Source organism: Streptomyces sp. NPDC051180 (genome assembly GCF_040689545.1).
Lineage (GTDB): Bacteria > Actinomycetota > Actinomycetes > Streptomycetales > Streptomycetaceae > Streptomyces.
In genome coordinates this window covers 97,931-123,695 of the sequence record NZ_JBFBBC010000005.1, presented here as the reverse complement: position 1 = coordinate 123,695, position 25,765 = coordinate 97,931, and the positions used below count along the sequence as shown (strand labels likewise).

At 73.8% G+C, this 25,765-nt stretch carries 23 protein-coding genes; 10 read left to right on the top strand and 13 right to left on the bottom strand.

The window, feature by feature from the left end; translation table 11 throughout:
• Nucleotides 1-22: 22 nt before the first annotated feature.
• From AB0424_RS11860 to AB0424_RS11840, 5 genes are all read left to right on the top strand, one after another.
• Nucleotides 23-1,366, top strand: a complete 1,344-nt coding sequence (locus tag AB0424_RS11860) for an NAD(P)-binding domain-containing protein (protein ID WP_366304356.1) — start codon at nucleotides 23-25, stop codon at nucleotides 1,364-1,366.
• 191 nt (nucleotides 1,367-1,557) lie between these two features.
• The gene (locus tag AB0424_RS11855) at nucleotides 1,558-2,925 is read left to right on the top strand and encodes an alpha/beta hydrolase (RefSeq protein WP_366304354.1); all 1,368 of its coding nucleotides are present in this window, start codon (nucleotides 1,558-1,560) and stop codon (nucleotides 2,923-2,925) included.
• A 158-nt stretch (nucleotides 2,926-3,083) separates the two neighbouring features.
• Nucleotides 3,084-5,306, top strand: coding sequence for an acetate--CoA ligase family protein (locus AB0424_RS11850; protein WP_366304352.1), 2,223 nt, complete (start codon nucleotides 3,084-3,086; stop codon nucleotides 5,304-5,306).
• A gap of 12 nt (nucleotides 5,307-5,318) precedes the next feature.
• Nucleotides 5,319-6,107: an enoyl-CoA hydratase-related protein gene (locus AB0424_RS11845; protein WP_366304350.1), complete on the top strand. Its 789-nt coding sequence runs from the start codon at nucleotides 5,319-5,321 to the stop codon at nucleotides 6,105-6,107.
• Nucleotides 6,108-6,265: 158 nt separating this feature from the next.
• On the top strand, nucleotides 6,266-6,874 hold the full coding sequence (locus AB0424_RS11840) for a flavin reductase family protein (protein WP_366304349.1): 609 nt from the start codon (nucleotides 6,266-6,268) through the stop codon (nucleotides 6,872-6,874).
• Nucleotides 6,875-6,894: 20 nt separating this feature from the next.
• Here AB0424_RS11840 and AB0424_RS11835 read toward each other — a convergent pair whose 3' ends face one another.
• From AB0424_RS11835 to AB0424_RS11825, 3 genes are all read right to left on the bottom strand, one after another.
• On the bottom strand, nucleotides 6,895-7,398 hold the full coding sequence (locus tag AB0424_RS11835; RefSeq protein WP_366304347.1) for a hypothetical protein: 504 nt from the start codon (nucleotides 7,396-7,398) through the stop codon (nucleotides 6,895-6,897).
• 23 nt (nucleotides 7,399-7,421) lie between these two features.
• Complete coding sequence (locus AB0424_RS11830; protein ID WP_366304346.1) at nucleotides 7,422-8,732, bottom strand: MFS transporter; 1,311 nt, start codon at nucleotides 8,730-8,732, stop codon at nucleotides 7,422-7,424.
• Nucleotides 8,733-8,848: 116 nt separating this feature from the next.
• Nucleotides 8,849-10,057: an MFS transporter gene (locus tag AB0424_RS11825; protein WP_366304775.1), complete on the bottom strand. Its 1,209-nt coding sequence runs from the start codon at nucleotides 10,055-10,057 to the stop codon at nucleotides 8,849-8,851.
• 101 nt (nucleotides 10,058-10,158) lie between these two features.
• Between AB0424_RS11825 and AB0424_RS11820 the strand changes: the two genes are divergently transcribed.
• A complete protein-coding gene (locus AB0424_RS11820) occupies nucleotides 10,159-11,139 on the top strand; it encodes a helix-turn-helix domain-containing protein (RefSeq protein ID WP_366304344.1) in 981 nt (326 codons plus the stop codon).
• Here AB0424_RS11820 and AB0424_RS11815 read toward each other — a convergent pair.
• From AB0424_RS11815 to AB0424_RS11805, 3 genes are all read right to left on the bottom strand, one after another.
• Nucleotides 11,100-12,320 (bottom strand): MFS transporter, encoded by a 1,221-nt coding sequence (locus AB0424_RS11815; RefSeq protein ID WP_366304342.1) that lies wholly within the window; start codon nucleotides 12,318-12,320, stop codon nucleotides 11,100-11,102. The two genes, AB0424_RS11820 and AB0424_RS11815, sit on opposite strands and share 40 nt — an antisense overlap.
• A 98-nt stretch (nucleotides 12,321-12,418) precedes the next feature.
• Nucleotides 12,419-13,468: an alcohol dehydrogenase catalytic domain-containing protein gene (locus AB0424_RS11810; RefSeq protein WP_366304340.1), complete on the bottom strand. Its 1,050-nt coding sequence runs from the start codon at nucleotides 13,466-13,468 to the stop codon at nucleotides 12,419-12,421.
• Nucleotides 13,465-14,418 carry an SDR family oxidoreductase gene (locus AB0424_RS11805; RefSeq protein WP_366304338.1) on the bottom strand — a complete coding sequence of 318 codons (954 nt, stop codon included), beginning with the start codon at nucleotides 14,416-14,418 and terminating at the stop codon, nucleotides 13,465-13,467. Before AB0424_RS11805 ends, AB0424_RS11810 begins: the two co-directional genes overlap by 4 nt.
• Before the next feature lie 101 nt (nucleotides 14,419-14,519).
• On the opposite strand from AB0424_RS11805, the gene AB0424_RS11800 reads away from it, so the two are divergent.
• Nucleotides 14,520-15,446 carry a cyclase family protein gene (locus tag AB0424_RS11800; protein ID WP_366304337.1) on the top strand — a complete coding sequence of 309 codons (927 nt, stop codon included), beginning with the start codon at nucleotides 14,520-14,522 and terminating at the stop codon, nucleotides 15,444-15,446.
• 175 nt (nucleotides 15,447-15,621) lie between these two features.
• On the opposite strand, the gene AB0424_RS11795 is transcribed toward AB0424_RS11800, so the two are convergent.
• The 4 genes from AB0424_RS11795 to AB0424_RS11780 all read right to left on the bottom strand — a co-directional run bounded on the left by AB0424_RS11795 (nucleotide 15,622) and on the right by AB0424_RS11780 (nucleotide 19,635).
• Nucleotides 15,622-16,065 (bottom strand): ATP-binding protein, encoded by a 444-nt coding sequence (locus AB0424_RS11795; RefSeq protein WP_366304335.1) that lies wholly within the window; start codon nucleotides 16,063-16,065, stop codon nucleotides 15,622-15,624.
• 355 nt (nucleotides 16,066-16,420) lie between these two features.
• Entirely contained in the window at nucleotides 16,421-17,290 is an 870-nt protein-coding gene (locus AB0424_RS11790) for an acyl-CoA dehydrogenase family protein (protein ID WP_366304333.1), read from the bottom strand.
• Nucleotides 17,291-17,296: 6 nt separating this feature from the next.
• Nucleotides 17,297-18,433, bottom strand: coding sequence for an acyl-CoA dehydrogenase (locus AB0424_RS11785; protein ID WP_366304331.1), 1,137 nt, complete (start codon nucleotides 18,431-18,433; stop codon nucleotides 17,297-17,299).
• Nucleotides 18,433-19,635 carry an amidohydrolase family protein gene (locus AB0424_RS11780; RefSeq protein ID WP_366304329.1) on the bottom strand — a complete coding sequence of 401 codons (1,203 nt, stop codon included), beginning with the start codon at nucleotides 19,633-19,635 and terminating at the stop codon, nucleotides 18,433-18,435. Before AB0424_RS11780 ends, AB0424_RS11785 begins: the two co-directional genes overlap by 1 nt.
• Before the next feature lie 134 nt (nucleotides 19,636-19,769).
• On the opposite strand from AB0424_RS11780, the gene AB0424_RS11775 reads away from it, so the two are divergent.
• Entirely contained in the window at nucleotides 19,770-21,281 is a 1,512-nt protein-coding gene (locus AB0424_RS11775) for an AMP-binding protein (RefSeq protein WP_366304327.1), read from the top strand.
• Here AB0424_RS11775 and AB0424_RS11770 read toward each other — a convergent pair.
• Nucleotides 21,250-21,630, bottom strand: a complete 381-nt coding sequence (locus AB0424_RS11770; protein WP_366304325.1) for an STAS domain-containing protein — start codon at nucleotides 21,628-21,630, stop codon at nucleotides 21,250-21,252. The two genes, AB0424_RS11775 and AB0424_RS11770, sit on opposite strands and share 32 nt — an antisense overlap.
• 181 nt (nucleotides 21,631-21,811) lie before the next feature.
• On the opposite strand from AB0424_RS11770, the gene AB0424_RS11765 reads away from it, so the two are divergent.
• A complete protein-coding gene (locus AB0424_RS11765) occupies nucleotides 21,812-22,393 on the top strand; it encodes a sigma-70 family RNA polymerase sigma factor (RefSeq protein ID WP_366304323.1) in 582 nt (193 codons plus the stop codon).
• Nucleotides 22,390-23,643, top strand: a complete 1,254-nt coding sequence (locus AB0424_RS11760) for a maleylpyruvate isomerase N-terminal domain-containing protein (RefSeq protein WP_366304322.1) — start codon at nucleotides 22,390-22,392, stop codon at nucleotides 23,641-23,643. Before AB0424_RS11765 ends, AB0424_RS11760 begins: the two co-directional genes overlap by 4 nt.
• A gap of 557 nt (nucleotides 23,644-24,200) precedes the next feature.
• On the opposite strand, the gene purU is transcribed toward AB0424_RS11760, so the two are convergent.
• Together purU and AB0424_RS11750 are read right to left on the bottom strand one after the other, a co-directional pair.
• Entirely contained in the window at nucleotides 24,201-25,052 is an 852-nt protein-coding gene (gene purU, locus AB0424_RS11755) for a formyltetrahydrofolate deformylase (RefSeq protein ID WP_366304320.1), read from the bottom strand.
• 127 nt (nucleotides 25,053-25,179) lie between these two features.
• Entirely contained in the window at nucleotides 25,180-25,623 is a 444-nt protein-coding gene (locus AB0424_RS11750) for a hypothetical protein (protein ID WP_366304773.1), read from the bottom strand.
• Nucleotides 25,624-25,765: the final 142 nt, after the last annotated feature.

Sequence of the window (25,765 nt, the reverse complement as noted above, 5' to 3'; positions counted from 1 at the left end):
CACGTCATTACGCTCAGCATTCATGGCCACCACCCCCCGTTCACCGCACGTCGAACCGCCCGCCCAGCCCGTGTACGTCATCGGCGGCGGCCCCGGCGGGCTCGCCGTCGCCGCCGCCCTCGGCGCGCGAGGCGTCCGGGCCGTCGTGCTGGAGAAGTCCGACGCCGTCGGCGCCTCCTGGCGCACCCACTACGACCGGCTGCGGCTCCACACCACCCGCCGGCTCTCCGCCCTCCCCGGCCTCGGGATGCCCCGCTCCTTCGGCCGCTGGGTGGCCCGCGCCGACGTCGTCCGCTACCTGGAGAAGTACACCGAGCAGCACGAGCTGGAGGTCGTCACCGGCGTCGAGGTCTTCCGCGTCGAACGGGTCGGCACCGAGTGGATCCTCCACGCCACCGGCGGCCGCCGCCTCACCGCCCGCGCCGTCGTCGTGGCCACGGGCTACAACCACACCCCCCGTATACCCGACTGGCCGGGGCTGGCGGAGTACGCGGGCGGGGACGCGGGGGCTTCCGGGGGCGGCGCGGAGACCGATGCCGCAGCCGTGACCGACTCCCCCGCCGAGACCGGCGGCGGCGCGGAGACCGGTGCCGCCGCGGACGGTTCCGCCGTCGCGGTGGTGGCCGACCCCGAGGCACCCGTCGCCCCCTCCGGCACCCCGCGGCTCGTGCACGCGCGGGAGTACCGCAACCCCGAGCCGTACCGGGGCAAGGACGTCCTCGTCGTCGGGGCCGGGAACACCGGGGCCGAGATCGCCGCCGATCTCGCCGGGGGCGGCGCCGCGCGGGTACGCCTCGCGATCCGCACCGTGCCGCACATCGTGCGGCGCACCACCGCCGGCTGGCCCGCCCAGCGGACCGGCATCCTCGTCCGCCGGCTCCCCGTCCCCCTCGTCGACCGGATGGGCGGCCTGATGGCCCGGTTCGCCGTGCCCGACCTCTCCGCGTACGGGCTGCCGCGGCCGACCACCGGCCTCGCCACCCGCCAGCGCCAGGGCGCCGTCCCCGTCCAGGACGTCGGCCTCATCGACGCCGTACGGGCCGGCACCGTCGAGATCGTCGCCGCCGTCGACGGCTTCGACGCCGGCGAGGTCCTCCTCGCCGACGGCACCCGTGTCGCCCCCGACAGCGTCATCGCCGCCACCGGCTACCGGCGCGGCCTCGAACCGCTCCTCGGCCACCTCGACGTCCTCGACGCGACCGGCCGCCCCGTCGTCCACGGGGCCCGCACCGCGCGCTCCGCCCCCGGCCTCTACTTCACCGGCTTCACCAACCCCATCAGCGGCATGTTCCGCGAACTCGCCCTCGACGCGGAACGCATCGCCCGCCGCATCTCGAAGACCAAGCCCCACCCGGCCACCACCTGACCACCCGGCCACCCGGCCACCCGGCCACCCCTCGTCACGTGCCGGGTGGCACGCACCCGACTGCTCGTCACCACCCGCTTCACGTACGCCCGCTCAGGGGGATTCCCCGGTTCCGGGGTAGGGCTGGCCACCCTCCTCGCCGGGGGGCCGTCGGATGTCCCGGCGATCACCGGCTCCGTAGCGTCGTCGTCATGACCCAGACGACAGACCGGACGACAGACCGCACCACGGACCGCACCAAGGACCGCACCACGGCCCGCACCGCGAGCCGGGCCACGCCCCGCGCCACGACGCCCGCCCGCGCGGGTCTGCCCGGGCGGCGACGCAGGGCCCGCCGGGCACTCGCCGCCGCGACGGCCGTCGTCGTCACCGCCCTGGCCGTCGCCCCGGCGTCGGCCGCGTCCGCACCCCGTCCCGCGCCGGCCCCGGCCCCCGCGCACCAGGCCCTCGGGCGCGGCACCCTCCTCGGCGTCACCCCCGTGGCCGACCTGAGCCGGGCCGAGGTGGCGGCGTTCCTCGAGGGTGCCGGCGTCGACACGTCGACCGTGCGCCACGGTCTGCGGGGCTACCGGCTCACCTACCGGACGGTGACGCCACAGGGGGCGCCGACGACCGCCACCGGACTGCTGGTGCTCCCCCAGGGCGGCGAGCGTCGGCTCGATCTGGTGGCGGACACGCACGGCACGATGGTCCACCGTGACTACGCACCTTCCGTGGCGGAGGACTTCGGCCTCTACGCGCCCTATCTGCACGCCGCGGCGGGCCGCGCCGTCGCCGCCCCGGACTATCTCGGGCTCGGCAAGGGCCCCGGCCTCCACCCGTACATGGACACCGCCTCCTCCGTCTCGGCCTCGCTCGACATGCTGCGGGCCTCCCGGACCGCAGCGGCCTCGCTCGGCAGGCCGCTCACCGGGGACGTGTACGGCACGGGGTTCTCGCAGGGCGGCCAGGTCGCCATGGCGCTCGGCCGCGAGCTGGCGCGGGGCGCGGACCGGCGCTTCAGGCTGCGGGCCCTCGCGCCGGTGGCCGGACCGTACGACCTGCGGGGCGCCGAGGTCCCCGCCCTGCTCGACGGCCGGGTCAACGACATCAGCGGCGTCTTCTACATGGCGTACTTCCTCACCGCGCAGAACCGGCTCCACCCCGTCTACGCCGACGCGGCCGAGGCGTTCCGGCAGCCGTACGCGGGGTACGTGGAGCGGCTCTTCGACACCCGGCACACCGAGGAGGACATCGTCACGAAGCTCCCCGGCTCCGTGCGGGAGCTGCTGACCGACGCGTTCCTCCGTCGGCTGGGCCACCCGACCGGCGGCCTGCTGTCCGCGCTCAAGGCGCAGGACGGCACCTGCGACTGGAGGCCCGAGGTCCCGGTGCGGCTGCACGCCGCGGCCGGCGACACGGACGTGGTGATCGCCAACTCCGTCAGCTGCGCGGCCGACCTGGCCCGCAACGGCGTGAAGGCCCCCGTGATCGACCACGGGAAGGCCGACCACAACGGCTCCTTCAAGCTGGCGGGTCCGCAGATCGTGCGCTGGTTCGACCGGCTGGCACGCGACTAGAGGACGCCCGGGGGCGCCGCCGGGTCCACGGAGCGAGGGAGGGGGAGGGGAAGCCCACGCGAAGAGACCAGCGCACGAGCATTCCTGACTGAGTGTCAGTTAGGTAATCTGATGATGCGTCAGGTCAGTTGGCAGGGGCGGAAAGGTGGAGCGGAACGATGCTCGGATCGACTCACGGCACCTTCACCACCGATCTCCGCGCACGGGTGGACGCGTGCGGGGAGGGGCCGAGGACGGCGGTGCACGGCGTGACCGCGGCGCCGGGCGACACGGATGTCAGCGGGAGGCCGCTGTACGCGCCGGTGCCGGACCTGGACCGCTTCTTCCGGCCCGAGTCGGTGGCGGTGGTGGGGGCGTCGGACGCGGAGGGACGGCCGAACACCGGGATCACCCGCCAGTTGATGGCGTGGGCGGAGCGGGTGGGGGCGCGGATCGTGCCGGTGCACCCGACGCGGGAGAGCGTGTTCGGGATCGCCTGCGTGCCGTCGGTGCGCGCCCTCGCGGAGCCGGTGGACCTGGCGGTGCTGCTGGTGGCCGACCCACTGCCGTTGATCGAGGAACTGGCCGAGACGAAGGTGAAGTTCGCGGTGGCCTTCGCCTCGGGTTTCGCCGAGACAGGGGAGACGGGGGCGGCCGCGCAGGAACGTCTCGCCGCCGCCGTGCGCGGCTCGGGGCTGCGGCTGCTCGGCCCCAACACGAACCTGAACGCGTTCGAGCGGTTCCGGGAGGACCTGGACGGTCCGGCCGTGGCGCTCATCACCCAGTCCGGCCACCAGGGACGGCCGGTGTTCACGCTGCAGGAGCTGGGCGTGCGGCTCTCGCACTGGGCGCCGACCGGGAACGAGGCGGACCTGGAGACCGCGGACTTCCTGTCGTACTTCGCGGGGCGGCCCGAGGTGGGGGCCATCGCCTGTTACGTGGAGGGGCTGAAGGACGGCAGGTCGTTCCTGCTGGCGGCCGACCGGGCCGCGCGCCAGGGGGTGCCCGTCGTGGCCGTGAAGGTGGGCCGGACGGAGACCGGGGCGCGTACGGCCGCGTCGCACACGGGGAAGATGACGGGGGCGGACCGGGTCGTCGACGCGGCCATGCGCCAGTTCGGGGTGATCCGGGTCGACGGGCTCGACCAGCTCCAGGACACCGCGACCCTGCTCGCCCGGGCGCGCCGGCCGCTGGCGGACGGGGTCGTCGTCTACTCGATCTCCGGGGGCACGGGCGCCCACTTCGCGGACCTCGCCACGGCGGCCGGGCTCGAACTGCCCACGCTCGGGCAGGGCAAGCAGGACGAGCTGCACCAGTGGATCCCGGAGTACCTGAACGTCGCCAACCCGGTGGACAACGGCGGTCATCCGGTGGGCGACTGGCGCGGCCGGAAGATCATCGACGCGATCCTCGCGGACCCGTCGGTCGGCGTCCTCATCTGTCCGATCACCGGCCCCTTCCCGCCCATGAGCGACAAGCTCGCGCAGGACCTGGTCGACGCGGCCGAGGCGACGGACAAGCTGGTGTGCGTGGTGTGGGGGTCGCCGCTCGGGACGGAGGAGGCGTACCGCACGACGCTGCTGGGGTCGTCGCGCGTGGCCACCTTCCGAACGTTCGGCAACTGCATCGGGGCGGTCAAGGCGTATCTCGACCACCACGCCTTCACCACCGGCTACCGCTCCCCGTTCGACGAGGCCCCGCGCACCCCGTCGCCGTCGTTCCGCAAGGCGCAGGCGCTGATGCGGCCGGGCCGGCGGCTCAGCGAGCACGCGGCGAAGCAGCTGCTGCGGGCGTACGGGATACGGGTGCCGCGCGAGCAGCTCGTCACGAGCGCGGCGGCGGCGGTGCGGGCGGCGGGGCTCGTGGGCTATCCGGTGGTGATGAAGGCGTCGGGGGCGCAGCTGGCGCACAAGACGGAGCTCGGGCTCGTGAAGGTGGGGCTGACCTCGGCCAGCCAGGTGCGGGACGCGTACCGCGAGCTCACGGACATCGCCCGGTTCGAGTCGATCGACCTCGACGGCATCCTGGTCTGCCAGATGGTGGGGCGCGGGGTCGAGATGGTCGTGGGCGTGACCCGGGACGAGCTGTTCGGCCCGACGGTGACGGTGGGTCTCGGCGGTGTCCTCGTCGAGGTCCTGGGCGACACGGCCGTGCGGGTCCCGCCGTTCGGCGAGCCCGAGGCGCGTTCCATGCTCGACGAGCTGCGCGGGCGGGCCCTCCTGGACGGCGTCCGCGGCGCCCCGCCGGCCGACGTCGACGCGCTCGTCGAGGTCGTCCTGCGCGTGCAGCGGATGGCCCTGGAGCTCGACGGCGACCTCGCCGAACTCGACATCAACCCGCTGATGGTGCTGCCGCGCGGCCAGGGCGCGGTCGCCCTGGACGCCCTCGCGGTCTGCCGATAGGAGTCCTCCTCGATGTCCGACGTCCTGCACAGTGTCGAGAACGGCGTCCTGCGGATCACCCTCAACCGCCCCGAGGCGATGAACGCCGTGACCTGGGACCAGCGCGAGCGGATCATCTCCCTCCTCGCCGACGCCTCGGCCGACGCCGCCGTCCGGGCGGTGGTGGTGACCGCCACGGGCCGCGGCTTCTGCGCGGGCGCGGACCTGCGCGGAGGTCCGGCGGCCGGCGGCGAGCGGGTGGCGGGGGACGTGGCCCGGATGATCCGTCGCGGCGCACAGCGCTTCATCGGGGCCGTACTGGACTGCGAGAAGCCGGTCGTCGCCGCCGTCAACGGCACCGCGGCGGGCATCGGCGCGCACCTGGCCTTCGCCTGCGACCTGGTGATCGCCGCGGACTCGGCCCGTTTCGTCGAGGTGTTCGCGCGGCGCGGCCTGGTCCCGGACGGCGGCGGCGCCTACCTGCTGCCCCGGCTCGTCGGCCCGCAGCGCGCCAAGGAGCTGCTGTTCTTCGGCGACGCGGTGTCCGCGGCCGAGGCGAAGGACCTCGGCCTGGTGAACCGCGTCGTCCCGGCCGCCGATCTGGACGAGGCGGCCCGCGAGTGGGCCGAGCGCCTCGCCCAGGGCCCCACCCGCGCCCTCGCCCTCACCAAGCAGCTCGTCAACGCCTCCTTCGACTCCGACCGCGCCACCGCCTTCGCGGCCGAGGCCGTCGCCCAGGAGCTCAACATGACCACCCGCGACGCCCAGGAGGGCGTGGCGAGCTTCGTGGAGCGCCGGGAGGCGAAGTACGAGGGCCGCTAGGGCCTGTCGTCACATTCCCCTCTGCCCCGCGGGCAACGAGGGGATTTTGACGACAGGCCCTAGCGGAGGCCGTCCCACCGGGGCGGTCCGGGAGGCCCCCGGCGCGGCGGTTCGTCCGTCGTGCCGGGGGCTTCCTATCTGACGAAGCGTCAGTTTCAATGGGGGATGTGATGGGACATGCGGGGATGGCGGCCACCGTCGTCCGACACCTGAGAGCGGCCGGTTCGCCGACGGCCGTGGAGCCACTGCCCCGACCGGTGCTGCGCGCGGTGCGGGAGGACGAGCGGCCACCGGTCGATCCGGCGGAGTTCCGCCGGGTCCTGGGTCACTTCGCGAGCGGGGTGACGATCGTGACGGCCGTGGACGCGGAGGGGCCGGCGGGGTTCGCCTGCCAGTCGTTCGCGTCGCTGTCGCTCGATCCGCCGCTGGTCGCGTTCATGGTCGCCCGTACGTCGACGACATGGCCGCGGATCGCGGGCGCCGGCTCGTTCTGCGTGAACGTGCTGGGTGCCGACCAGGGCGGTCTGTGCCGGTCGTTCGCGGTGAGCGGCGCCGACAAGTTCGCCGGGGTGGAGTGGGCTCCGGCCCCGGTCACCGGCGCCCCGCGGCTCGCGGGCGCCCCGGCGTGGATCGACTGCGCGATCACCGCCGTCCACACGGGCGGCGACCATCTGATCGTGGTGGGCCGGGTCGACGCCCTGGGAGCGGCCGAGGAAGGGGATCCCCTGCTGTTCCACCGGGGCCGGTTCGGGCGGTTCAGCGCCTGAACCGCCCGGGGGCCCGCTCGTCAGTCCTGTGCGTACAGGACGATCCCGCCGGCCAGGAAGGCGGTGACGACGACGAGGGCGCCCCACAGGAGGAGCGTCACGAAGTGGCCCTGGCGGACGTGGCGGGTGAGGAGCACCGCCACGGCCAGGGCCGTCGCGCCGGCCGCCCAGCCCCAGGCCCCGGCGAGGGGGGCGAGGAGGCCGCCCGCGAGGGCGGCCAGGGCGAGCTGCCAGCGGAGGGGACCGCTCTCGAAGCGGCGGCCGAGGTCCTCACCGAACAGGACGGCGGGCAGGACGAGGACGGCGGAGACCGCGAAGGCGGCCAGCACGCCGAACACCGCCACCAGCGGCAGGCCCAGCAGGAACAGGCCGCCGCCGCCCCCGGACTCCTCGCCGGACGCCGGCTCACGGCTCAGACCGACGGTCATCAGCGCCGCCAGCGCCACCCCGGCCTCCAGGCACAGCGCCAGCGTCGAGACCCTCAGCATCCGGGCGTGCGTGCGCCCCATGTCAGGACCGCTCATCGGCGATCACCCCCTGGGGCCCATCATGCTCCTGCCGGGGCGGGGAGCTTCGTCCGGGGCCGCCGGATGACCAGGGCCATCAGGGCCGCCGCGGCGCACAGGGCGCCGGAGGCGTACCAGACGACGTCGTAGCTGCCGAAGACGTCGCGGGCGACGCCGCCGGCGAAGGCGACGGCGGCGGCGCCGACCTGGTGGGAGGCGAGGACCCAGCCGAAGACGATCGCGGAGTCGTCCCCGTAGTGCTCGCGGCAGAGGGCGATCGTCGGCGGGACGGTGGCGACCCAGTCCAGTCCGTAGAACACGATGAAGAACACCATCGGCGGGTGGACGGAGGGTGCGAGCAGCATCGGCAGGAAGAGCAGCGAGACGCCGCGCAGGGCGTAGTAGACGGCGAGGAGCCGGCGCGCCTCGAAGCGGTCGGTGAACCACCCGGAGGCGATCGTGCCGACGACGTCGAAGACGCCGATGACGGCGAGGAGTCCGGCGGCGGCGGTGACCGGCATGCCGTGGTCGTGGGCGGCCGGCACGAAGTGGGTCTTGACCAGCCCGTTCGTTGAGGCGCCGCAGATCGCGAAGGTGCCGGCGAGGAGCCAGAAGGGGCCGGTGCGGGCGGCCTTGAGGAGGACGGTGACGGCGCGGCGGGCCGCGCCGGTGACGGGGGCGGGCTTGTCGGCGTACTCCCCGCCGTACGGGGCGAGGCCGACGTCCGCCGGGTGGTCGCGCAGCAGCAGCCAGACGAACGGGACGACGGCGAGCGCGGAGAGGGCGACGGTGACGGCGGCGGGGCGCCAGCCGTGGTGCTCCACCAGCCAGGACAGCAGCGGCAGGAAGACGAGCTGGCCGGAGGCGCCGGCGGCGGTGAGGATGCCGGTGACCAGGCCGCGGCGGCCGACGAACCAGCGGTTGGTGACGGTCGCGGCGAAGGCGAGGGCCATGGAGCCGCTGCCGAGGCCGACGAGGAGGCCCCAGTAGAGGACGAGCTGCCAGGCCGCCGTCATCCAGACCGTCAGGAGGGACCCGGCGGAGATGATCGTGAGGGCGACGGCGACGACCCGGCGGATGCCGAAGCGGTCCATGAGCGCGGCGGCGAAGGGGGCGGTGAGGCCGTAGAGGGCGAGGTTCACCGAGACGGCGAAGCCGATGGTGCCGCGCGACCAGTCGAACTCGGCGTGCAGCGGCTCGATGAGCAGGCCCGGCAGGGAGGCGAAGGCCGCGGCGCCGATGATCGTGACGAAGGTGACCGCCGCGACGAACCAGGCGCGGTGGACCCGGGGGGCGTGGGCGGGGGGACGGTCGGATGCGGGGCCGGCGGGGCGCTCGGTTGTCTGGGCCATGCCACTGAGCATCCCGTCCGGGCCGCGCCCCCCACCATTGGCCCGAACGACAGCTTTCCAAAGGATCGGGACACGGCCGGTGGCCGCATGCGCACGCCCGGCCTCCGCCCCCCGCCTCAGAGCCGCGGCAGCGTCCTGATCGGCCGGACGACGAGGAGGGCCGCCACCACGAGCACCGCGATCCCCGCGCCGGTGAGCAGGACCCGGTCGGTGCCGACGGCCGCGGCGACGGGCCCGGAGAGGGTGCGGCCGACGCCCATCATGAGGAGGGAGCCGGCCACGTCGTACGCGTGCATCCGGTTGAGGGCCTCCTGCGGGACGTGGGTCTGCACGGAGGTGGACCACATCACCAGCCAGAACGCGAAGGCGGCGCCGCCGACGAACTGGCCGGCGCCGAGGAGGGCGACCGGTGCGCCGAGGCCGAGCAGGAGGAGGTTGACGGGGAGGCCGAGGAGGGCGACCGCGCCGGAGGCGAGGGGGCGGCGGGGGCGGAGCCGGATGGCGAGGAGCCCGCCGACGGCGCTGCCGGCGCCGTTGACGGCCATGAGCACGCCGTACGCGGCCGAGCCGTGGTCCTCGGTGACCAGGCTCGCGGTGAGCGGGACCATGGGGCCGGCGACGGTCAGCCCGTAGACGGTCCAGATGGAGATGACGCCCCAGAGCCAGCTGCGGGAGCGGAACTCGCGCCATCCGCCCGCGAGTTCGGCGCCGAGGGAGTCACGCCGGGCGGTGTCGGAGGGGAGCGGCACGAGGCGCATCAGGGTGAAGCAGACGGCACTGACGGCGAAGGTGACACCGTTGACGGCGAAGGCGGCGCCGGCGTTCCACAGGGCGACGAGGAGGCCGGCCGCGGCGGGTCCGGCCATGGTCATGAGGGCCTCGACGACCCGGAGGACGGCGTTGGCGCGCTGCACGTCGGGGGCGATGCGCGGGATGGTGGAGGCGACGCCGGGCTGGAAGAGGGCGGCGCCGACGCCGCTGAGCACGGAGAGGGTGTAGACGGCCCAGAGCGGTGGGCTGCCCAGGCTGAAGGAGACGGCGAGGACGGCGGCTCCGGGCAGCCGCAGGAGGTCGGCGAGGATCATCATGCGGCGGGCGGTGAACCGGTCGGCGAGGACGCCGCCGAAGAGGACGAAGAGCGCGAAGGCGGCGGTCCAGCCGCCGAGCGCGTACCCGACGGTGGAGCCGGGGTGGCCCGCGCCGAGGAGTCCGGCGGCGAAGGCGACCGGGACCATGCCCTCGCCGAGGACGGCGACCGCGCGGGCGACGAAGAAGAGCCGGAAGTTGCGGTTCCACAGTGCGGGGGGCTCGGCCGGGGCGGGAATCCGCGCGGCTGCCTCAGACTTGTACGTGTTGTCCGTCACGGACAAGCAGAACTACCGGAAAGTGGTCTGGACCACCACCGAATTTCGGAGGAGTACCGCCCGTGCACCGTCCGCACCGCGTCGCCGTCCTCGCCCTGCCCGGGCTCCTCCCCTTCGAGCTCGGCATCCCGCACCGGATCTTCGGCCGTGCCAAGGACGCCGAGGGGCGGCCGCTGTACGAGATCGTCACCTGCTCGACGGCGGCGGGCCCGGTGCCCACCGACGCCGACTTCGCGGTGTACGTGGAGCACGGCCCCGAGATCCTCGCCACCGCCGACACGGTCGTGGTTCCCGCCTCGTACGAACTCGGGCCGGTCTACGCCGAGGGCAGGCTCACCGAGGAGCTGGCGGCCGCGCTCGCGCACATCCGGCCCGGCACCCGGCTCGTCTCCATCTGTACCGGCGGGTACGTGCTGGCCGCCGCCGGCTACCTCGACGGCCGACCGGCCACCACCCACTGGTCCTCGGCCGCGCACTTCCAGCGGCTCTTCCCGAGCGTCCGGGTCGACGCGGACGTCCTCTTCGTCGACGACGGCGACGTCCTCACCTCCGCGGGCGTGGCCGCCGGCATCGACCTCTGCCTGCACATCGTGCGCCGCGACCACGGCACGGCCGTCGCCAACGACGTCGCCCGCCGGACGGTCGTGCCGCCGCACCGGGACGGCGGCCAGGCCCAGTACATCGAGCGGCCCCTGCCCGAGGCGGGCACGCACACCACGACCACGGCGCGGGCCTGGGCGCTCGCCCACCTCCACGAGCCGATCCAGCTGCGGGACCTCGCCGGGAAGGAGTCGATGAGCGTGCGGACGTTCACCCGCCGCTTCCGCGACGAGGTGGGCATCAGCCCCGGCCAGTGGCTCACCCAGCAGCGCGTCGAACGCGCCCGGCACCTCCTGGAGTCCACCGGGCTGCCCGTCGACCGGATCGCCCGGGACGCCGGCTTCGGCACCGCGCAGTCGCTGCGGGTGCATCTGATGAGCGCGATCGGGGTGACGCCGACGGCCTACCGCCGGACCTTCCGGGCCGGCGCCGACGCCGTCTGAACCTCCGGCGCGCCGCCGCCGCGCGCGATGCGCCGCTCGCCCACCGCGCCGACCGTCGTCAGCAGCACCGTCAGGCCCACCCCGCAGAGGATCGCCGTCGACGGCGCCACCACCTTCAGGAGGGCGCCCGCGAGGGTGCCGCTGAGGGCGTACCCCGCGCCGACGGCCGCGTACATCACGGAGTACCCGGCGGCGAGCGCGGACGGCGGGAGGAGTTCGCGCAGGGCGAGGTTGCGGGTCAGCATGGCGGGCGCCATGAGCAGCCCGGAGGCCGCGAGGGCGACGCCGACGGCGGGCGCGCCGGGCAGCACGGCGACGAGGGCGACCCCGGCGGTCACGCCCGTGATCAGGACGACGGACTGCACCGGCAGCGAGCCGGGCCAGCCGCCGCCGCGCAGCCCGTACAGGAACGCGCCGACCGCCGAGCCGACCGAGAAGCCGGCGAGCAGCGGGCCCGCCCAGCCGATGCCGATGCCGCGCTGTTCGAGCAGGGCGGGCAGGATCAGTTCGGCGAGGGCGAGGAGGGTGAGGGCGCCGGCTCCGAGGACGTAGATGGGCCAGACCCGCAGGAGGGCCCGTCGCGCTTCGGCCCCCTTGGCGGGCTCCGCCGCCGCCCAGCCGGCCGGCAGCAGCCAGAGCCCGGCGACCGACAGGCCCATCAGGACGCCCTGGAGCAGCAGCGGCACGGCCGGGTCGACGCCGAGCGCGAGGCCGGTGGCGAGCGCGGGGGCCGCCGCCCAGATGGCGAAGGTCAGCACGGACTCCATGCTCATCGCCTGGGTGACGGCGCGCTCCGGCACGAGGCTGGTGAGCATCGCCCGCAGCCCGCCCGGCACGGCGGCGGGACCCGCCCCGGCGCACACCGCGAGCGCGGCGAGGACGGCGGGGTGGGCCTGCGGGACGGCCCCGAGTCCGGCGAACCCCAGGGCTCCGACGGCGAGTCCGGCCACCAGCTGCGGCCGTGCCCGCTCGGCCCGCATCCGCAGCCCGAGGACGGGCGCGGCGACGATCTCGCCGAGCACGTACGCCGCGGCGAGCACGGCCCCGAGGGTGTACCCGCCGGGCCTTTCCCGGACGAGGAACACCAGCGCGAGCGGTGCCATGGCGACGGGCAGCCGGCCGGTGACGGTGACGGCGGACCAGGCGAGGACGGGGCGGGTGGCGAGCTCGCGGTAGGACATGTCCAGGACCGTAACGGCCTACGGCCCTGGTGCCCAGTGCGTTTCGACCGCGCCCCGTCCGGGGGCGGGCGGGCCGGCCCCGCCTGCTCCGCCCGGCCTCAGAAGGTGAGGACGCCTCGGGCGACCCTGCCCCGTTCGGCGTCCTCGGCGGCCCGGGCGAACTCCTCGACGGGGTAGGTCCGGGTGACCAGCTCGTCGAGGAGGAGGGTGCCCGTCCGGTACAGCTCCGCGTAGAGGGCGATGTCCTTCTGCGGGCGGGAGGAGCCGTAGCGGCAGCCCAGGATCGACTTGTCCAGGAACATGGCGGCGGGCAGGAACGTCGCCTCCGCCCTGGGCGCGGTCATCCCGAGGAGGACCGCCTGGCCGTGGCGGTCGAGCAGGTCGACGGCGGTACGGACGAGGCCGGTGTGCCCGACGCACTCGAAGACGTGGTCGGCGCCGGTGGGCAGGACGTCCCGGACGGCGTCCGTGGAGCCGAGGAAGTGGGTGGCGCCGAACCGCCGGGCCACGGCCTCCTTGTCCGGGTTGGTGTCGACGGCCACGATCGTCAGGGACCCCGCGATCCGGGCGCCCTGGATCACGTTGAGCCCGATCCCCCCGGTGCCGATGACGACCACCGTCTCGCCCCGGCCGACCTTGGCGCGGTTGAGCACCGCGCCGACGCCGGTGAGGACGCCGCAGCCCATGAGGGCGGCGGAGGCGAGCGGGATGTCCTGCGGGATCCGCACGGCCTGGACCGCCTTGACGACGGTCCGTTCGGCGAAGGAGGAGTTCGAGGCGAACTGGTAGAGCGGCTGCCCGTCGCGGGAGAACGGCTGCCCGGGCATCCCGATCGCCTTGCGGCACATGGTCGGCCTGCCGCGGTCGCAGTCGGGGCAGGCCCCGCAGTTCGCGAGGGTGGACAGGGCGACGTGGTCGCCGGGGACGACGTGGACGACGCCCGGGCCGACGGCCTCGACGACGCCGGCGCCCTCGTGGCCGAGGACGACGGGCGGCGGGAAGGGGATGGTGCCGTCGATGACGGACAGGTCGCTGTGGCAGAGCCCGGCGGCGGCGACGGCGACGAGGACCTCGCCGGGCCCGGGGTCGCGCACCTCCAGGTCGTCGACGACCCGGACCTCCTTGCCGTCGAACACGACGCCCCTCATGACGACTCCCCCCGGGCGGCGTTCGGGCGGTCCCCCGCGGCGTTCGGGCGGTCCCCCGCGGCCGCGGCGCGGGCCATCTCCTCCAGCCGGGCCAGCATGGGCATGGGGTCGGTGCCGACGGTCCCGGGCAGGAAGTCGGCGATCCGCTCGGGGGTCCAGGCGGCTCCCTCGGCGTATCCGGCGCGCAGTTCGCGGGGCTGGGCCCAGACGGCGATCTTGGGGCCGGCGATCGTGTAGACCTGGCCGGTGATCCGCTCGGCACGGGCCCGCTCGGAGAGGAGGTAGACGACGAGGGCGGCGACGTCCTCGGGCTCGCCGATCTCCTTGAGCTCCATGGGGACGTTGGCGGACATCCGGGTGCGGGCGACCGGCGCGACGGCGTTCGCGGTGACGCCGTACTTGTGGAGTCCGAGCGCGGCCGAGCGGACCAGCGAGATGATCCCGCCCTTGGCGGCGGAGTAGTTGGCCTGGGCGACGGAGCCCTGGTGGTTGCCGCTGGTGAAGCCGATGAGGGTGCCGGTGCCCTGCCTGCGCATGACGGCCGAGGCCGCCCGGAAGACGGTGAACGTGCCCTTGAGGTGGGTGGCCACGACGGGGTCCCACTCCTCCTCGGACATGTTGAAGAGCATCCGCTCGCGCAGGATGCCGGCGACGCAGACGACCCCGTCGATGCGCCCGTACTCGGCGAGGGCGACGTCGACGATCCGCTGTCCGCCCGCCATGGTGGAGATGTCGTCGGCGACGGCGACGGCCGAGCCGCCCGCCGCCTCGATCTCCTTCACCACCGCGAGGGCGACCTCGGAGGTCGGTTCACCGCCCTCGATCGACACCCCGTAGTCGTTGACGACGACCTTCGCGCCCTCCGCCGCGCACGCGAGGGCGACGGCGCGGCCGATGCCCCGCCCCGCGCCCGTCACGGCGACGACCTTGCCAGCCAAGAAGTTCCCCACGCCCGGCCCCTTCCCGCACTTTCTGACGGTCCGTTAGATTCATTCGTCGTCAGGATTCTACGGTCCGTCAGATACCGGAAAACAAGACCCCGGAGGCCCCGATGTCCCTCCCCGCCGCATTTCACGAGATCGCCAAGCGCGTCAACAACTGGGGCCGTTGGGGCCGGGACGACGAGATCGGCACCCTCAACCTCGTCACCGACGAGGTCGTGCGCGCGGCCGTCGCCACCGTCCGCACCGGCCGGCGCGTCCCCCTCGCCGTCGACCTGAAGCAGGACGGCGTGCAGACCGGGATGATCCCCGGCCGGGTGAACCCGCTCCACGTCATGGTCCAGGTCAACCAGGAGCTCTTCGGCCCCGGAACCGTCGCCACCAGCGACGACGCCGTGACCCTGGGCCTCCAGGCCGGCACCCACTGGGACGCCCTGACCCACGCCTCCCACTCGGGCCACATCTACAACGGCCGCCCCGCCGCCACCGTCACCGCGCACGGCCGCTCCGAGTTCAGCGGCATCCACACCGCCCGCCATGTCGTCAGCCGCGGGGTCCTCCTGGACGTCGCCGCCGCGAAGGGCCTGGACCGGCTGCCCGGCGGCCACGCCGTCACCCCCGAGGACCTCGACGAGGCCGCCGACTTCGGCGGGGTCACGGTCGGACCCGGGGACGTGGTGCTCGTACGGACGGGCCAGATGCAGGTGTACCTGGCCGGGGACAAGCACGGGTACGCCTTCCCCTCACCGGGGCTCTCGGTCCGCACCCCGGAGTGGTTCCACGCGCGGGACGTCGCGGCGGTCGCCAACGACACGCTCACCTTCGAGATCTTCCCGCCGGAGATCGAGGACCTGTGGCTGCCCGTGCACGCCCTCGACCTGGTCGAGATGGGGATGCTCCAGGGGCAGAACTGGAATCTCGAAGAGCTGTCCACAGCCTGTGCACAAGAGCGGCGCTACGCGTTCCTGCTCTCCGCCATGCCGGAGCCCTTCGTCGGCGGCACGGGCACGCCGGTGGCTCCGGTCGCCGTCCTCTGAGGCGGAAAACCCCAGGCGGAGCGGGTTTCGACGGGTGGCGGCGCGCTCGCGCGCGCCCCGAGCACGGCACGGCCGCCGCCACCCGGCCACGACCCGCACACGCCGAGGGCACACGGCCCTCGGCTCCCCTCGCCACGAATCGCTCACACCAGAGTGGGCAAAACGACACGAACCGTCAACAGTGCACCCGTCCGGGCGACACCACGGCCTGCACGTGCGCGGGGGCCCCGGCGACCCGGTCCACCTCGCACCAGATGCTCTTCCCGGCCCCTTCGGGCTGCCAGCCCCACCGGTCCGCGAGGCCGTCCACGAGCTCCAGGCCGCGCCCGTTGGTGTCGTCGCCCTGCGCGTGCCGGGGCCGCGGCGGGCGGTCGCTCGTGTCGGCGACCTCGACCCGCACCCCGCCCTCCGCCGCGAAGAGCATCCGCAGCACGGCCGGGCAGCCCGTGTGCACCACGGCGTTGGTCACGAGCTCCGAGATGAGCAGCACCAGCGTGTCGGCCAGCGGCTCGTCATCGCCTATGCCCGATCCGGCGAGCCGCGAGCGCGCCCACCTCCGGGCCCGCCCCACTTCGGCCGGGTCGGGCCCGACCTCCAACTGCACCTGAAGCACCTGCACCGCTCACACCATCCGAACCGGCGGACAACACACCTTCACGGAACGTGATTTCCTTGTGGGACAGCATGGTTGACGTACAGTCACCGCAACAAGCGCTTCGGGCATATTCCAGCGCGAAGGAGTACGCGTAGTCCATACTGTGCGACGCACGCTGCGGGTAGTCGAACGCCGGGTGCGAGCGCCGGGCATTCCCGGACAGGGGGCCACCCCGGGGGCGACACCCAGACGATCCGGGCAGGCGGAGACTCGCATCCCACGGAGCGTACCGGAGCCGGAGGCCGACTCCGGGCCGTGACGGCCCCGCCGAAGGACACAACCCGGTATCGACATTCCGTGACCACGGAATGACGCAGCGTCACAGGCTCGCCGCCACCGCCTCCTCGGCCCGCTCGGCCGTCATCCCGAGCCGCGCCCGCACCCACGCCCGCTTCAGATGCAGATGGACGTCGGCCTCCCAGGTGAAGCCCATCCCGCCGTGCACCTGGAGACAGTCCCGCGCGTTGCCGACGGCGGCCTCGTCGGCCAGCAGCTTCGCCCCGGCGATCTCGACGGGATCAGCGGTGACGGAGGCGGCCCGGACCGCCGCCCGGGCCAGTTCCGCCCTCACCAGCATGCCCGCGCACAGGTGCTTGACCGCCTGGAAGCCTCCGATCACCTGGCCGAACTGCTCACGCTCCCGTGCGTACGCGACGGCAGCCTCCGTGGTCCGCTCGGCGCTCCCGACCTGCTCGGCGGCGTGGAGCAGGGCCGCCGTCGGTCCCCCGGCGGCGACGGCGGCGCCGGCGCCGGGGACCCGGTGCAGCGGGGTCAGCGGGTCGACGGACCGCATCGGCACCGCGCCCGACGCGTCCCCCAGCACCACGTCCGCCTCATCGCGCCAGACGACCAGCCCCGCGTCGACCGAGGTCACCACGGCGGACCCCTCCGCCGCCCCCGGCACGGTGCCCGCCGCGAGGTGCGTCGCCACCAGCGGCCCCGGCAGCAGCGCCCTGCCCGCCTCCTCGAAGAGGAGCACCGCCTCGGGGAGGCCGAGGCCGACGCCTCCCTCCTCCTCCGGGAGCCGCAGGGCGAAGAACCCGGCGTCGCCGAGCTCCCGCCACAGCGCGCGGTCGAGCGTCGGCGCGTCCACGGCGGCCCGGAGCGCCTCGCGGTCGAAGCGGCGCGCGAGCAGCTCCCGCACGCCCCGGCGCAGCGCCCGCTGGTCGTCGGTGAGTCGGAAGTCCACGGCGGGTCACCGGCCCTTCGGCAGGCCGAGGATGCGCTCGGCGACGATGTTGCGCTGGATCTGGGAGGTGCCGGCGGCGATCGTGTACGAGAGCGAGGACAGGCGGTCGAGGGTCCAGTCGCGGCCGAGGTCGAGCGCGTCCGGGCCGAGGACGGCGGCGGCGGCCTCGTACAGCTCCTGGCGGGCGTGGGAGTAGTGGAGCTTGAAGACGGAGCCGCCGGTGCCGGGGACGCCGCCGGTGGCCTGGGCCTCGCTGACGTTGGCCTGGGTGAGCCGCCACAGGGCCTGGAACTCCGCGGCGAGCCTCCCGAGGCGGCGGCGGAGGGCGGAGTCGTCCCAGGTGCCGTTCTTGCGCGCGGCGGCGGCGAGTTCGCCCAGGAGGCGGCGGCAGGCGACGACCTCGCCGACGAAGGCGGTGCCGCGTTCGAAGGAGAGGGTCACCATGGTCACCCGCCAGCCGTCGTTCTCGTCGCCGACGCGGTTCCCGACGGGGACGCGCACCTCGTCGAGGAAGACCTCGGCGAACTCGGCGGATCCGGCGAGGGTGCGCAGCGGCCGTACGGTGATGCCGGGCGCGTCCATGGGCAGGGCGAGCCAGGTGATGCCCCGGTGGCGGGAGGGGGCGTCCGGGTCGGTGCGGACGAGGAGCTCGCACCAGTCGGCGACCTCGGCGTGGGAGGTCCAGATCTTCTGTCCGGTGACCACGTAGTCGTCGCCGTCCCGTACCGCCCGGGTGCGCAGGGACGCGAGGTCGGAGCCGGCGCCGGGTTCGGAGAAGCCCTGGCACCAGACCTCGTCGCCGCGGAGGATCGGCGGCAGCCAGCGCGCGCGCTGCGCGTCGGTGCCCTCGGCGGCGACGGTCGGTCCGGCGTGGAGGAGGCCCACGAAGTTGGCGCCGACGTAGGGCGCCCCGGCGCGTTCGGTCTCCTCCAGGAAGACCAGCCGCTGGGTGGGGGAGGCGTCCCAGTGGACGTCGGCGTATCCGGCGTCGTACAGCCTGCGCTGCCAGCCGCAGTCGTAGGCGCGCCGGCCCGGCCAGTCGAGCGGGTCCGGCCTCGGCGGGAGGGTGGGCAGGGTGGCGGCGAGCCACCGCCGCAGCCCGGCGCGGAACTCCTCCTCCTCGTCGGTGCAGGTGAGGTCCATCAGGCGGGGCCCCGGTCGAGGTCGAGGCCGAGCATGCGGATGGCGTTGCCCCGCATGAGCTTGTAGACGGTCTCGTCGTCGAGGCCGCGGACGTGGTCGAGGGCGACGTCCTTGGTGTGCGGGAAGGTCGAGTCGACGTGCGGGTAGTCGGTCTCGAAGGTGGCGTTGTCGCGGCCGACGACGTCGAGCGAGGCGATGCCGTGCTTGTCCCGGAAGAAGCAGCAGTAGATCTGCCGGTAGTAGTACGTGGAGGGGGGTTCGGGGATGAGGTCGCGGACGCCGCCCCAGGCGCGGTGTTCCCGCCAGACGTCGTCGGCGCGCTCCAGGGCGTAGGGGATCCAGCCCATCTGGCCCTCGCTGTAGGCGAGCGTGAGGCGGGGGAACTTCACGAGGACGCCGCTGAAGAGGAAGTCCATCATCGAGGCCATGGCGTTGTTGAAGCTGAGGCTGGCCTGGACGGCGGGCGGGGCGTCGGGGGAGGCGGCGGGCATCTGGCTGCTGGAGCCGATGTGCATGTTGACGACCGTGCCGGTCTCCTGGCAGACGGCGAAGAAGGGGTCCCAGTAGCCGGAGTGGATCGAGGGGAGTCCGAGGTGGGTGGGGATCTCGGAGAAGGTGACGGCCCGGACGCCCCGGGCGGCGTTGCGGCGGATCTCGGCGACCGCGAGGCCGATGTCCCACAGGGGGATGATGCAGAGCGGGATGAGGCGCCCGCCGCTGTCCCCGCACCACTCCTCGACCATCCAGTCGTTGTAGGCGCGGACGCAGGCGAGGGCGACCTCCTTGTCGTGGGCCTCGGCGAAGGTCTGGCCGCAGAAGCGGGGGAAGGTCGGGAAGCAGAGGGACGCCTCGACGTGGTTGAGGTCCATGTCCTTCAGGCGGGCGGCGGGGTCCCAGCAGCCGCGGCGCATCTCCTCGCGGGTGATGCCCTCCAGGGTCATGTCGTCGCGGTCGAAGCCGACGGCGGCGATGTTGCGCTTGTACGGGAACTTGAGGTCCTCGTAGATCCACCAGTCGGTGGGCGGGCCGTCGGGGTCCATCGTGATCTGGTACTTGCCGGCGACGTAGGCGAGCTCGCCGATGCCGGCGGTGAGGGGGCGGGGGCCGCGGTCGCGGTACTTCTTCGGGAGCCAGGTGTCGAAGAGGTGGGCCGGTTCGATCACGTGGTCGTCGACGCTGATGATGCGGGGCAGTTCCGTCATGGAGCCCTCTCCCATTTCTGATGACCCGTCAGATCCGATGGGGTCAGGCTAGCCCCGCACCCCTGGACCGACAAGCGCCGGACCTCTACGCTCACCGCACTATCTGACGGAACGTCAGCCAGGAGGAGTACGGGATGAACGAGACCGCACACGCCCTGGGCGACTCCCGCACGCTCTGGGAGCTCGTCGAACGCCGCGCCGAGCTCACCCCCGACCGGCCCGTCCTGCTCCAGGGCGACCGCGTCCTGACCTTCGGAGGTCTGCGCGAGCGCGCCGAGCGGTGCGCCGCCGGGCTGTACGCGCGGGGCGTGCGCCCCGGCACCGTCGTCGCCTGGCAGCTGCCCACCCGCATCGAGACGGCCGTGCTCTCCTTCGCGCTCGCCCGCCTCGGAGCCGTCCAGACGCCGGTGATCCCCTTCTACCGGGACAAGGAGGTCGGCTTCGCCCTGCGCGCCTCGCACGCCGAGTTCTTCGCCGTCCCCGGAATCTGGCGCGGATTCGACCATGCGGAGATGGCGAGGAGGCTCGGCGCACCCCACGTCCTGGAGGCGTACGACGACCTGCCGGACGGCGACCCGGCCGTGCTGCCCCCACCGCCGTCCTCCGGCACCGACGTCCGCTGGATCTACTGGACCTCCGGCACCACCTCCGACCCCAAGGGCGTCCTGCACACCGACCGCTCGCTCCTCGCCGGCGGCTCCTGCCTCGCCCACGCGCTGAAGCTCACCGAGGCGGACGTCGGCTCGATGGCCTTCCCCTACGCCCACATCGCCGGCCCCGACTACACGGTGATGCTGCTGCTGTACGGGTTCCCCGCCGTGATGTTCGAACAGTTCGCGCTGCCCGACGCCCTGGACGAGTACAACCGGCACGGCGTCACGGTGGCCGGCGGCTCCACCGCCTTCTACTCCATGTTCCTCGCCGAGCAGCGCAAGCAGCCCGACAAGCCCGTCATCCCCACCCTGCGGCTCCTCGCCGGCGGCGGCGCGCCCAAGCCGCCGGAGATCTACCACGCCGTCCGCCGGGAACTGGGCTGCCAGCTCACCCACGGGTACGGCATGACCGAGGTCCCCATGATCACCATGGGCGCGCCCGACGACACCGCCGAGAACCTCGCCGGCACCGAGGGACGCCCGCCCGCGGGCATGGAGATACGCATCACCGACGGCGGCGAGGTGCGCCTCCGCGGCGAGGCCGTCTGCCGCGGCTACCTGGACCCGGCGCAGACGGCGGCCGCCTTCGACGACGAGGGCTTCCTGATCACCGGCGACGTCGGGCACCTGACCCCGACCGGCCATCTCGTGCTCACCGGACGGATCAAGGACATCATCATCCGGAAGGGAGAGAACATCTCGGCCAAGGAGGTCGAGGACCTCCTCCACCGCCATCCGGACGTCGGCGACGCGGCCGTCGTCGGCCTCCCCGACGCCGAGCGCGGCGAACGCGTCTGCGCCGTCGTCGAACAGCCCCCGGGCGCCGCCCCGCTCACCCTCCCCGCGCTCACGGCCTTCCTGCGGGAGGCCGGCCTCTCCGTCCACAAGCTGCCGGAGCAGCTGGAGGTGGTGGAGGCCCTCCCCCGCAACGAGACCCTGCGCAAGGTCCTCAAGTACAAGCTCAGGGAGCGGTTCGGGCCCGCTCCTCGCTGAGCGCCTCGTCCACGTCCTCGTACACCTCGAAGAGGCGCCGCACGCCCAGCGCGGACAGCACCCGGTCGACGTGCGTCTCCCCGCCGCCGTCCGCCTCGCCGGGCAGGATCAGCCGCAGCCGCCCCCCGCAGGAACGCAGCAGCCGGCGGGCGGCGATCAGGACGCCCACCCCGCTGGAGTCGCAGAACCTGACGCCCGACAGGTCCACCACCAGGTCGTGACGGCCGACCGCGACGGCGTCGTGGACGCCGCGGCGTATCCGGGGGGAGGTGACCAGGTCCAGTTCTCCCCGGATCCGCAGAACAGTCCAGGAGCCGTACTCGTCCTCGTCGACCTCGATCGCTGTCACGGAACGGCGCCTCCCCCCTGGGGCGGCGGCGAAACCAAAGATTCCGGGGATGACGCGTTCCTTACCATCCGGTAGGTCGTCAAGGGCGCACTTGCGGCAAACGGGCGTACGTCGTCCGCACGGCGCACTACTTTGGAGAGGAAAGCGCAGGCATCGGCAACCAGGAGGGGCGGCAGGTCGGATGGCGATGGACACACCACCGCGCTGGGACCGCAAGATGCAGCAGCGCCTCGCCCGCGGCGAGGCCGCCGCCCTCGGCGAGCTCTACGACCGGTTCGCCTCCCTGGTGCACAGCCTCGCCCACCGCGTCCTCGACGACGACGACGCGGCCGACCAGGTCACCCGCGAGGTCTTCGGCTACATCTGGGAGAACCCCGACGCCTACGACCCCAAGCAGGGCAACATGCGCTCCTGGGTCGCCCGGCTCACCCAGCGGCAGGCCGTCCACCGCCTGCGGCAGGCCGAGGCCACGGCGTACGCGGAGACCGGGCTCGGCTCCGCCGAGGAGCTGGAGCAGAAGGTCCGCCGCGCCAACGTCGCGGCCCGCGCCGACTACATCGTCACCTCCATGCCCGCCCCGCTGCGCGCCGCCCTCGAACTCGCCTACTTCCAGCGGCGCGACTACCGGCAGACCGCCGCCGACCTCGGCGTCACCGACGACGAGGCCCGCCGCCGCCTCCGGCTCGGCCTCCAGCTGCTCTCCACCGCCAACACCCGGCCCCTCGGCGGCTCCTCCCCGCCCGGATACGGAACGGCGCTGTGAGCGGGACGGACGACGACGCCGACGACGTCGCACGCGCCCCCTGGATACCCGGGCCGCGCCAGGCCGCCGACGACCACGCCGACCTCTCGGCCGCCGCGTGGCCCCGGACCGACGGCCCCCGGGACGACGCCGACGAACCCGACGTCCCCGAACTCAGCCACGCCGTGCTCAAGTCCCTCCTCGGTGCCTGGGCGCTCTCCGCGTGCTCCGGCGGCGAGACGAAGGCCGTCGAGGACCACCTCACCGCCTGCGCGCCCTGCGCCGACGAGGCCCTGCGGCTGCGCGACGCCGTCGCCCTCCTCCACGAGGACCGCGATCTCGACCTCGACCCGCTGCTGCGCTCCCGCGTCCTGGAGAACTGCCTCGGCCGCCGCCCCGCACGCATCCCCGTCCCCGGCTGGGCCACGCCGTACGACGCCGAGACCGCCCGGCTCGACGCGCTCCTGCGCGACATCGGCGAATCCGAATGGCACGCGCCGGTACGGCTCAAGTGGTACGAGGAGGACCGGGTCGTCCGCCGCAAGGCCACCGTCGCCGGGGTCATCGGCCACCTCCTGGCCGTCGACGGCCTCGTCTCCGCCGCGCTCGGCCTGGACGACCCGCTGGGCGCCGGCACCCCCGAGCTCTCCCCCGCCGAACGGACCGAGGCGTTCTGGTCCGGCCTCGACCGGCCGCCCAACCGCGCCCTGCGCGGGCCCTGGCGCGAGCAGAGCCACACCCTGATCCGCACGGTCTCCTTCGCCGGGCGCGGCGTCGCCGACCTCACCGTCACCTACAAGGACTTCGCCCTGCCGCTGCGGGACTCGCTCCTGGAGCGCGCCTTCGAGTGCTGGGTGCACGCCGACGACATCGCCACCGCGGTCGCCTACCCCTACGCCCCGCCCTCCGGCGCCCACCTGCACGGCATGATCGACCTCGCCGCCCGCCTGCTGCCCGCCGCGCTCGCCGGCCGCCGCCGGGCCGGCCTCGCCTCCCCCGCCCGCGAGCTCGTCGCCGCGGGTTCGCCCGGCCGGTCCCTCCACCTCGAGGTCGAGGGCGCCGGCGGCGGTCACTGGTACATCGCCCTCGACTCCCCCGCGGCCGTCGGCTCCCCCGAACACTCCGTCGCCCAGGTCGCCATGGACGGCGTCGAGTTCTGCCAGCTCGTCGCGGGCCACATCTCCCCCGAGGAGGCCGCGGCCGGCCAGGACGGCGACCGCGAGGCCATCCGCGACGTCCTCTCCGCCGCCGCCTCCCTCAGCCGCCTCTGACCCCACCGCGCCCGAGCCCCTCGCACGGCGCCCTGCCGACCCGGCCGAGCGACCCCCGGCCGGTGCCCCCGTTGTGCGCAACCGTTCCGCCGGGCCGAGCCCCCCCGTTGTGGGCAATCGTTCCGCCGGGGCGATGCCCACCCCCGCGCCTGGCCGGGGCCACCCCGTTGTGGGCAATCGTTCCGCTGGGGCGGAACGGGTGGGCACAACGGAACGGCGCCCCCTGCCGGGCCCAGGCTTCCGCGCCCTGACCCGCACCCCCGTGCGGCGCACTGCTGGTGCGGGTCCAGGCACAAGAGGCGGAGGCGCGGCCAAGCGCGCCGTCCCATGTGCCCACCCGTCCCGCCCCAGCGGGACGATTGCCCACACGGAGGGCGGCCAGGGCCCGTCCCAGCCACGGCGTGCGCCCGCACGAGGGCGCGGGCCGGGGGCCCGTACGACGGGCACGGGCGCACAGGGACCGCGCAGGGGCCAGCGCGAAGGCGGGCGCACAGGGACCGGGCGGGGGCCCGCACGAGGGCGGGGGTACAGGGACCGGGCGGGGCCCTGTGAGGGGGTCAGGCGAAGACGACGGTGCGGCGGCCGTTGAGGAGGATGCGGCGTTCGGCGTGCCACTTGACGGCGCGGGCAAGCGCCTGGCACTCGACGTCGCGGCCGATGGCGACGAGCTGGTCGGGGGTGACCTCGTGGCCGACCCGTTCGACCTCCTGCTCGATGATCGGGCCTTCGTCGAGGTCGGCGGTGACGTAGTGCGCGGTGGCGCCGATGAGCTTGACGCCACGGGTGTGGGCCTGGTGGTACGGCTTGGCGCCCTTGAAGCTGGGGAGGAAGGAGTGGTGGATGTTGATGATCCGGCCGGACAGCTGCTTGCAGAGGTCGTCGGAGAGGACCTGCATGTAGCGGGCGAGGACGACGAGCTCGACGTTCTGCTCGCGGACGAGTTCGAGGAGTTCGGCCTCGGCCTCGGCCTTGGTGTCCTTGGTGACGGGGATGTGCCGGAAGGGCAGCCCGTAGGAGCCGACGAGTTCGGCGAAGTCGGTGTGGTTGGAGACGACGGCGACGATGTCGACGGGCAGCGCGCCGATCCGGGAACGGAACAGCAGGTCGTTGAGGCAGTGCCCGAACTTGGAGACCATGAGGACGACCCGCATGCGCTGGTCGGCGAGGTTGATCTGCCAGTCCATGCCGTAGGAGTCGCCGACCGCGGTGAAGCTCGCCCGCAGCTTGTCCACGTTCACCGGCGCTTCGGCGGAGAAGTGGACGCGCATGAAGAAGAGACCCGTGTCCCGGTCTCCGAACTGCTGGCTGTCCTCGATGTTGCAGCCGGTGATGAAGAGATAGCTCGACACGGCGTGCACGATGCCCTGCTTGTCGGGGCACGAGAGGGTGAGGACGTACTGGTCGGTCATGTCGGTCAGCCTGCCACACGCGGGTGCGCCGGGTGAGCCCCTGTCCGTCAGGCGGAACGGTCGGGGGAGGGTTCGCGAGCGCCTCGCGGGCGGGGCGCGAGGGGGTCGCGAGCGGGGTGGCAGCGGTTCAGGAGCGGGTCATGATGCGGAGGACGTCGAGGGGGCGCGGAGGGGTGTCGGGGTCTTCCCCGTCGGCCTGTGCCATCCGTACGTGTGCCTCGCGGGAGGCACGTACGGCTTCGGGCCAGCCGTGGTGCTGGAGGTAGGCGGAGACGGGGGCGTCGGGTCCGACCTGGTGCATGATCCGGAGCACGCGGAGGACGGCGACGTCGACGAGGGCGGCCTCGCCGGTGTCGCGGAAGATCGCGCCGACGTACTTCTCGGCGGACCAGTTGTCGAGCCAGGTGTCCTCGACCAGGCGGTAGACGGCGTCGGTGACGTCGCCGTACCCGTCCAGGCCGGCCAGCCAGGTCGTCTCGTGGAACCCGGGGTCGGAGAGCATGTGCAGCGCCGAGCGCACGTTGATGCGCCAGCGCCACCACGGCATGTCGTTGAGCGGCATGTCGCCCATGGTGGAGGAGCGACGGCCGCGACGGGAAGAGTTAACCGAACCGGAGACTGGACTGGACACGTTTCGATCGTACGTTCCCTTGCGGCATAAGCGGACTCACCCCCTCCTCATCCGGCCCCGGCTCCCGTAATTCACCTTCACG

Bases quoted from the DNA above. Each gene is read 5' to 3' on its own strand.
- AB0424_RS11860 (WP_366304356.1), top strand. From the start codon at position 23: ATGGCCACCACCCCCCGTTCACCGCACGTCGAACCGCCCGCCCAGCCC.
- AB0424_RS11855 (WP_366304354.1), top strand. From the start codon at position 1,558: ATGACCCAGACGACAGACCGGACGACAGACCGCACCACGGACCGCACC.
- AB0424_RS11850 (WP_366304352.1), top strand. From the start codon at position 3,084: ATGCTCGGATCGACTCACGGCACCTTCACCACCGATCTCCGCGCACGG.
- AB0424_RS11845 (WP_366304350.1), top strand. From the start codon at position 5,319: ATGTCCGACGTCCTGCACAGTGTCGAGAACGGCGTCCTGCGGATCACC.
- AB0424_RS11840 (WP_366304349.1), top strand. From the start codon at position 6,266: ATGGGGGATGTGATGGGACATGCGGGGATGGCGGCCACCGTCGTCCGA.
- AB0424_RS11835 (WP_366304347.1), bottom strand. From the start codon at position 7,398: ATGAGCGGTCCTGACATGGGGCGCACGCACGCCCGGATGCTGAGGGTC.
- AB0424_RS11830 (WP_366304346.1), bottom strand. From the start codon at position 8,732: ATGGCCCAGACAACCGAGCGCCCCGCCGGCCCCGCATCCGACCGTCCC.
- AB0424_RS11815 (WP_366304342.1), bottom strand. From the start codon at position 12,320: ATGTCCTACCGCGAGCTCGCCACCCGCCCCGTCCTCGCCTGGTCCGCC.
- AB0424_RS11810 (WP_366304340.1), bottom strand. From the start codon at position 13,468: ATGAGGGGCGTCGTGTTCGACGGCAAGGAGGTCCGGGTCGTCGACGAC.
- AB0424_RS11800 (WP_366304337.1), top strand. From the start codon at position 14,520: ATGTCCCTCCCCGCCGCATTTCACGAGATCGCCAAGCGCGTCAACAAC.
- AB0424_RS11785 (WP_366304331.1), bottom strand. From the start codon at position 18,433: ATGGACCTCACCTGCACCGACGAGGAGGAGGAGTTCCGCGCCGGGCTG.
- AB0424_RS11780 (WP_366304329.1), bottom strand. From the start codon at position 19,635: ATGACGGAACTGCCCCGCATCATCAGCGTCGACGACCACGTGATCGAA.
- AB0424_RS11775 (WP_366304327.1), top strand. From the start codon at position 19,770: ATGAACGAGACCGCACACGCCCTGGGCGACTCCCGCACGCTCTGGGAG.
- AB0424_RS11765 (WP_366304323.1), top strand. From the start codon at position 21,812: ATGGCGATGGACACACCACCGCGCTGGGACCGCAAGATGCAGCAGCGC.
- purU (WP_366304320.1), bottom strand. From the start codon at position 25,052: ATGACCGACCAGTACGTCCTCACCCTCTCGTGCCCCGACAAGCAGGGC.
- AB0424_RS11750 (WP_366304773.1), bottom strand. From the start codon at position 25,623: ATGGGCGACATGCCGCTCAACGACATGCCGTGGTGGCGCTGGCGCATC.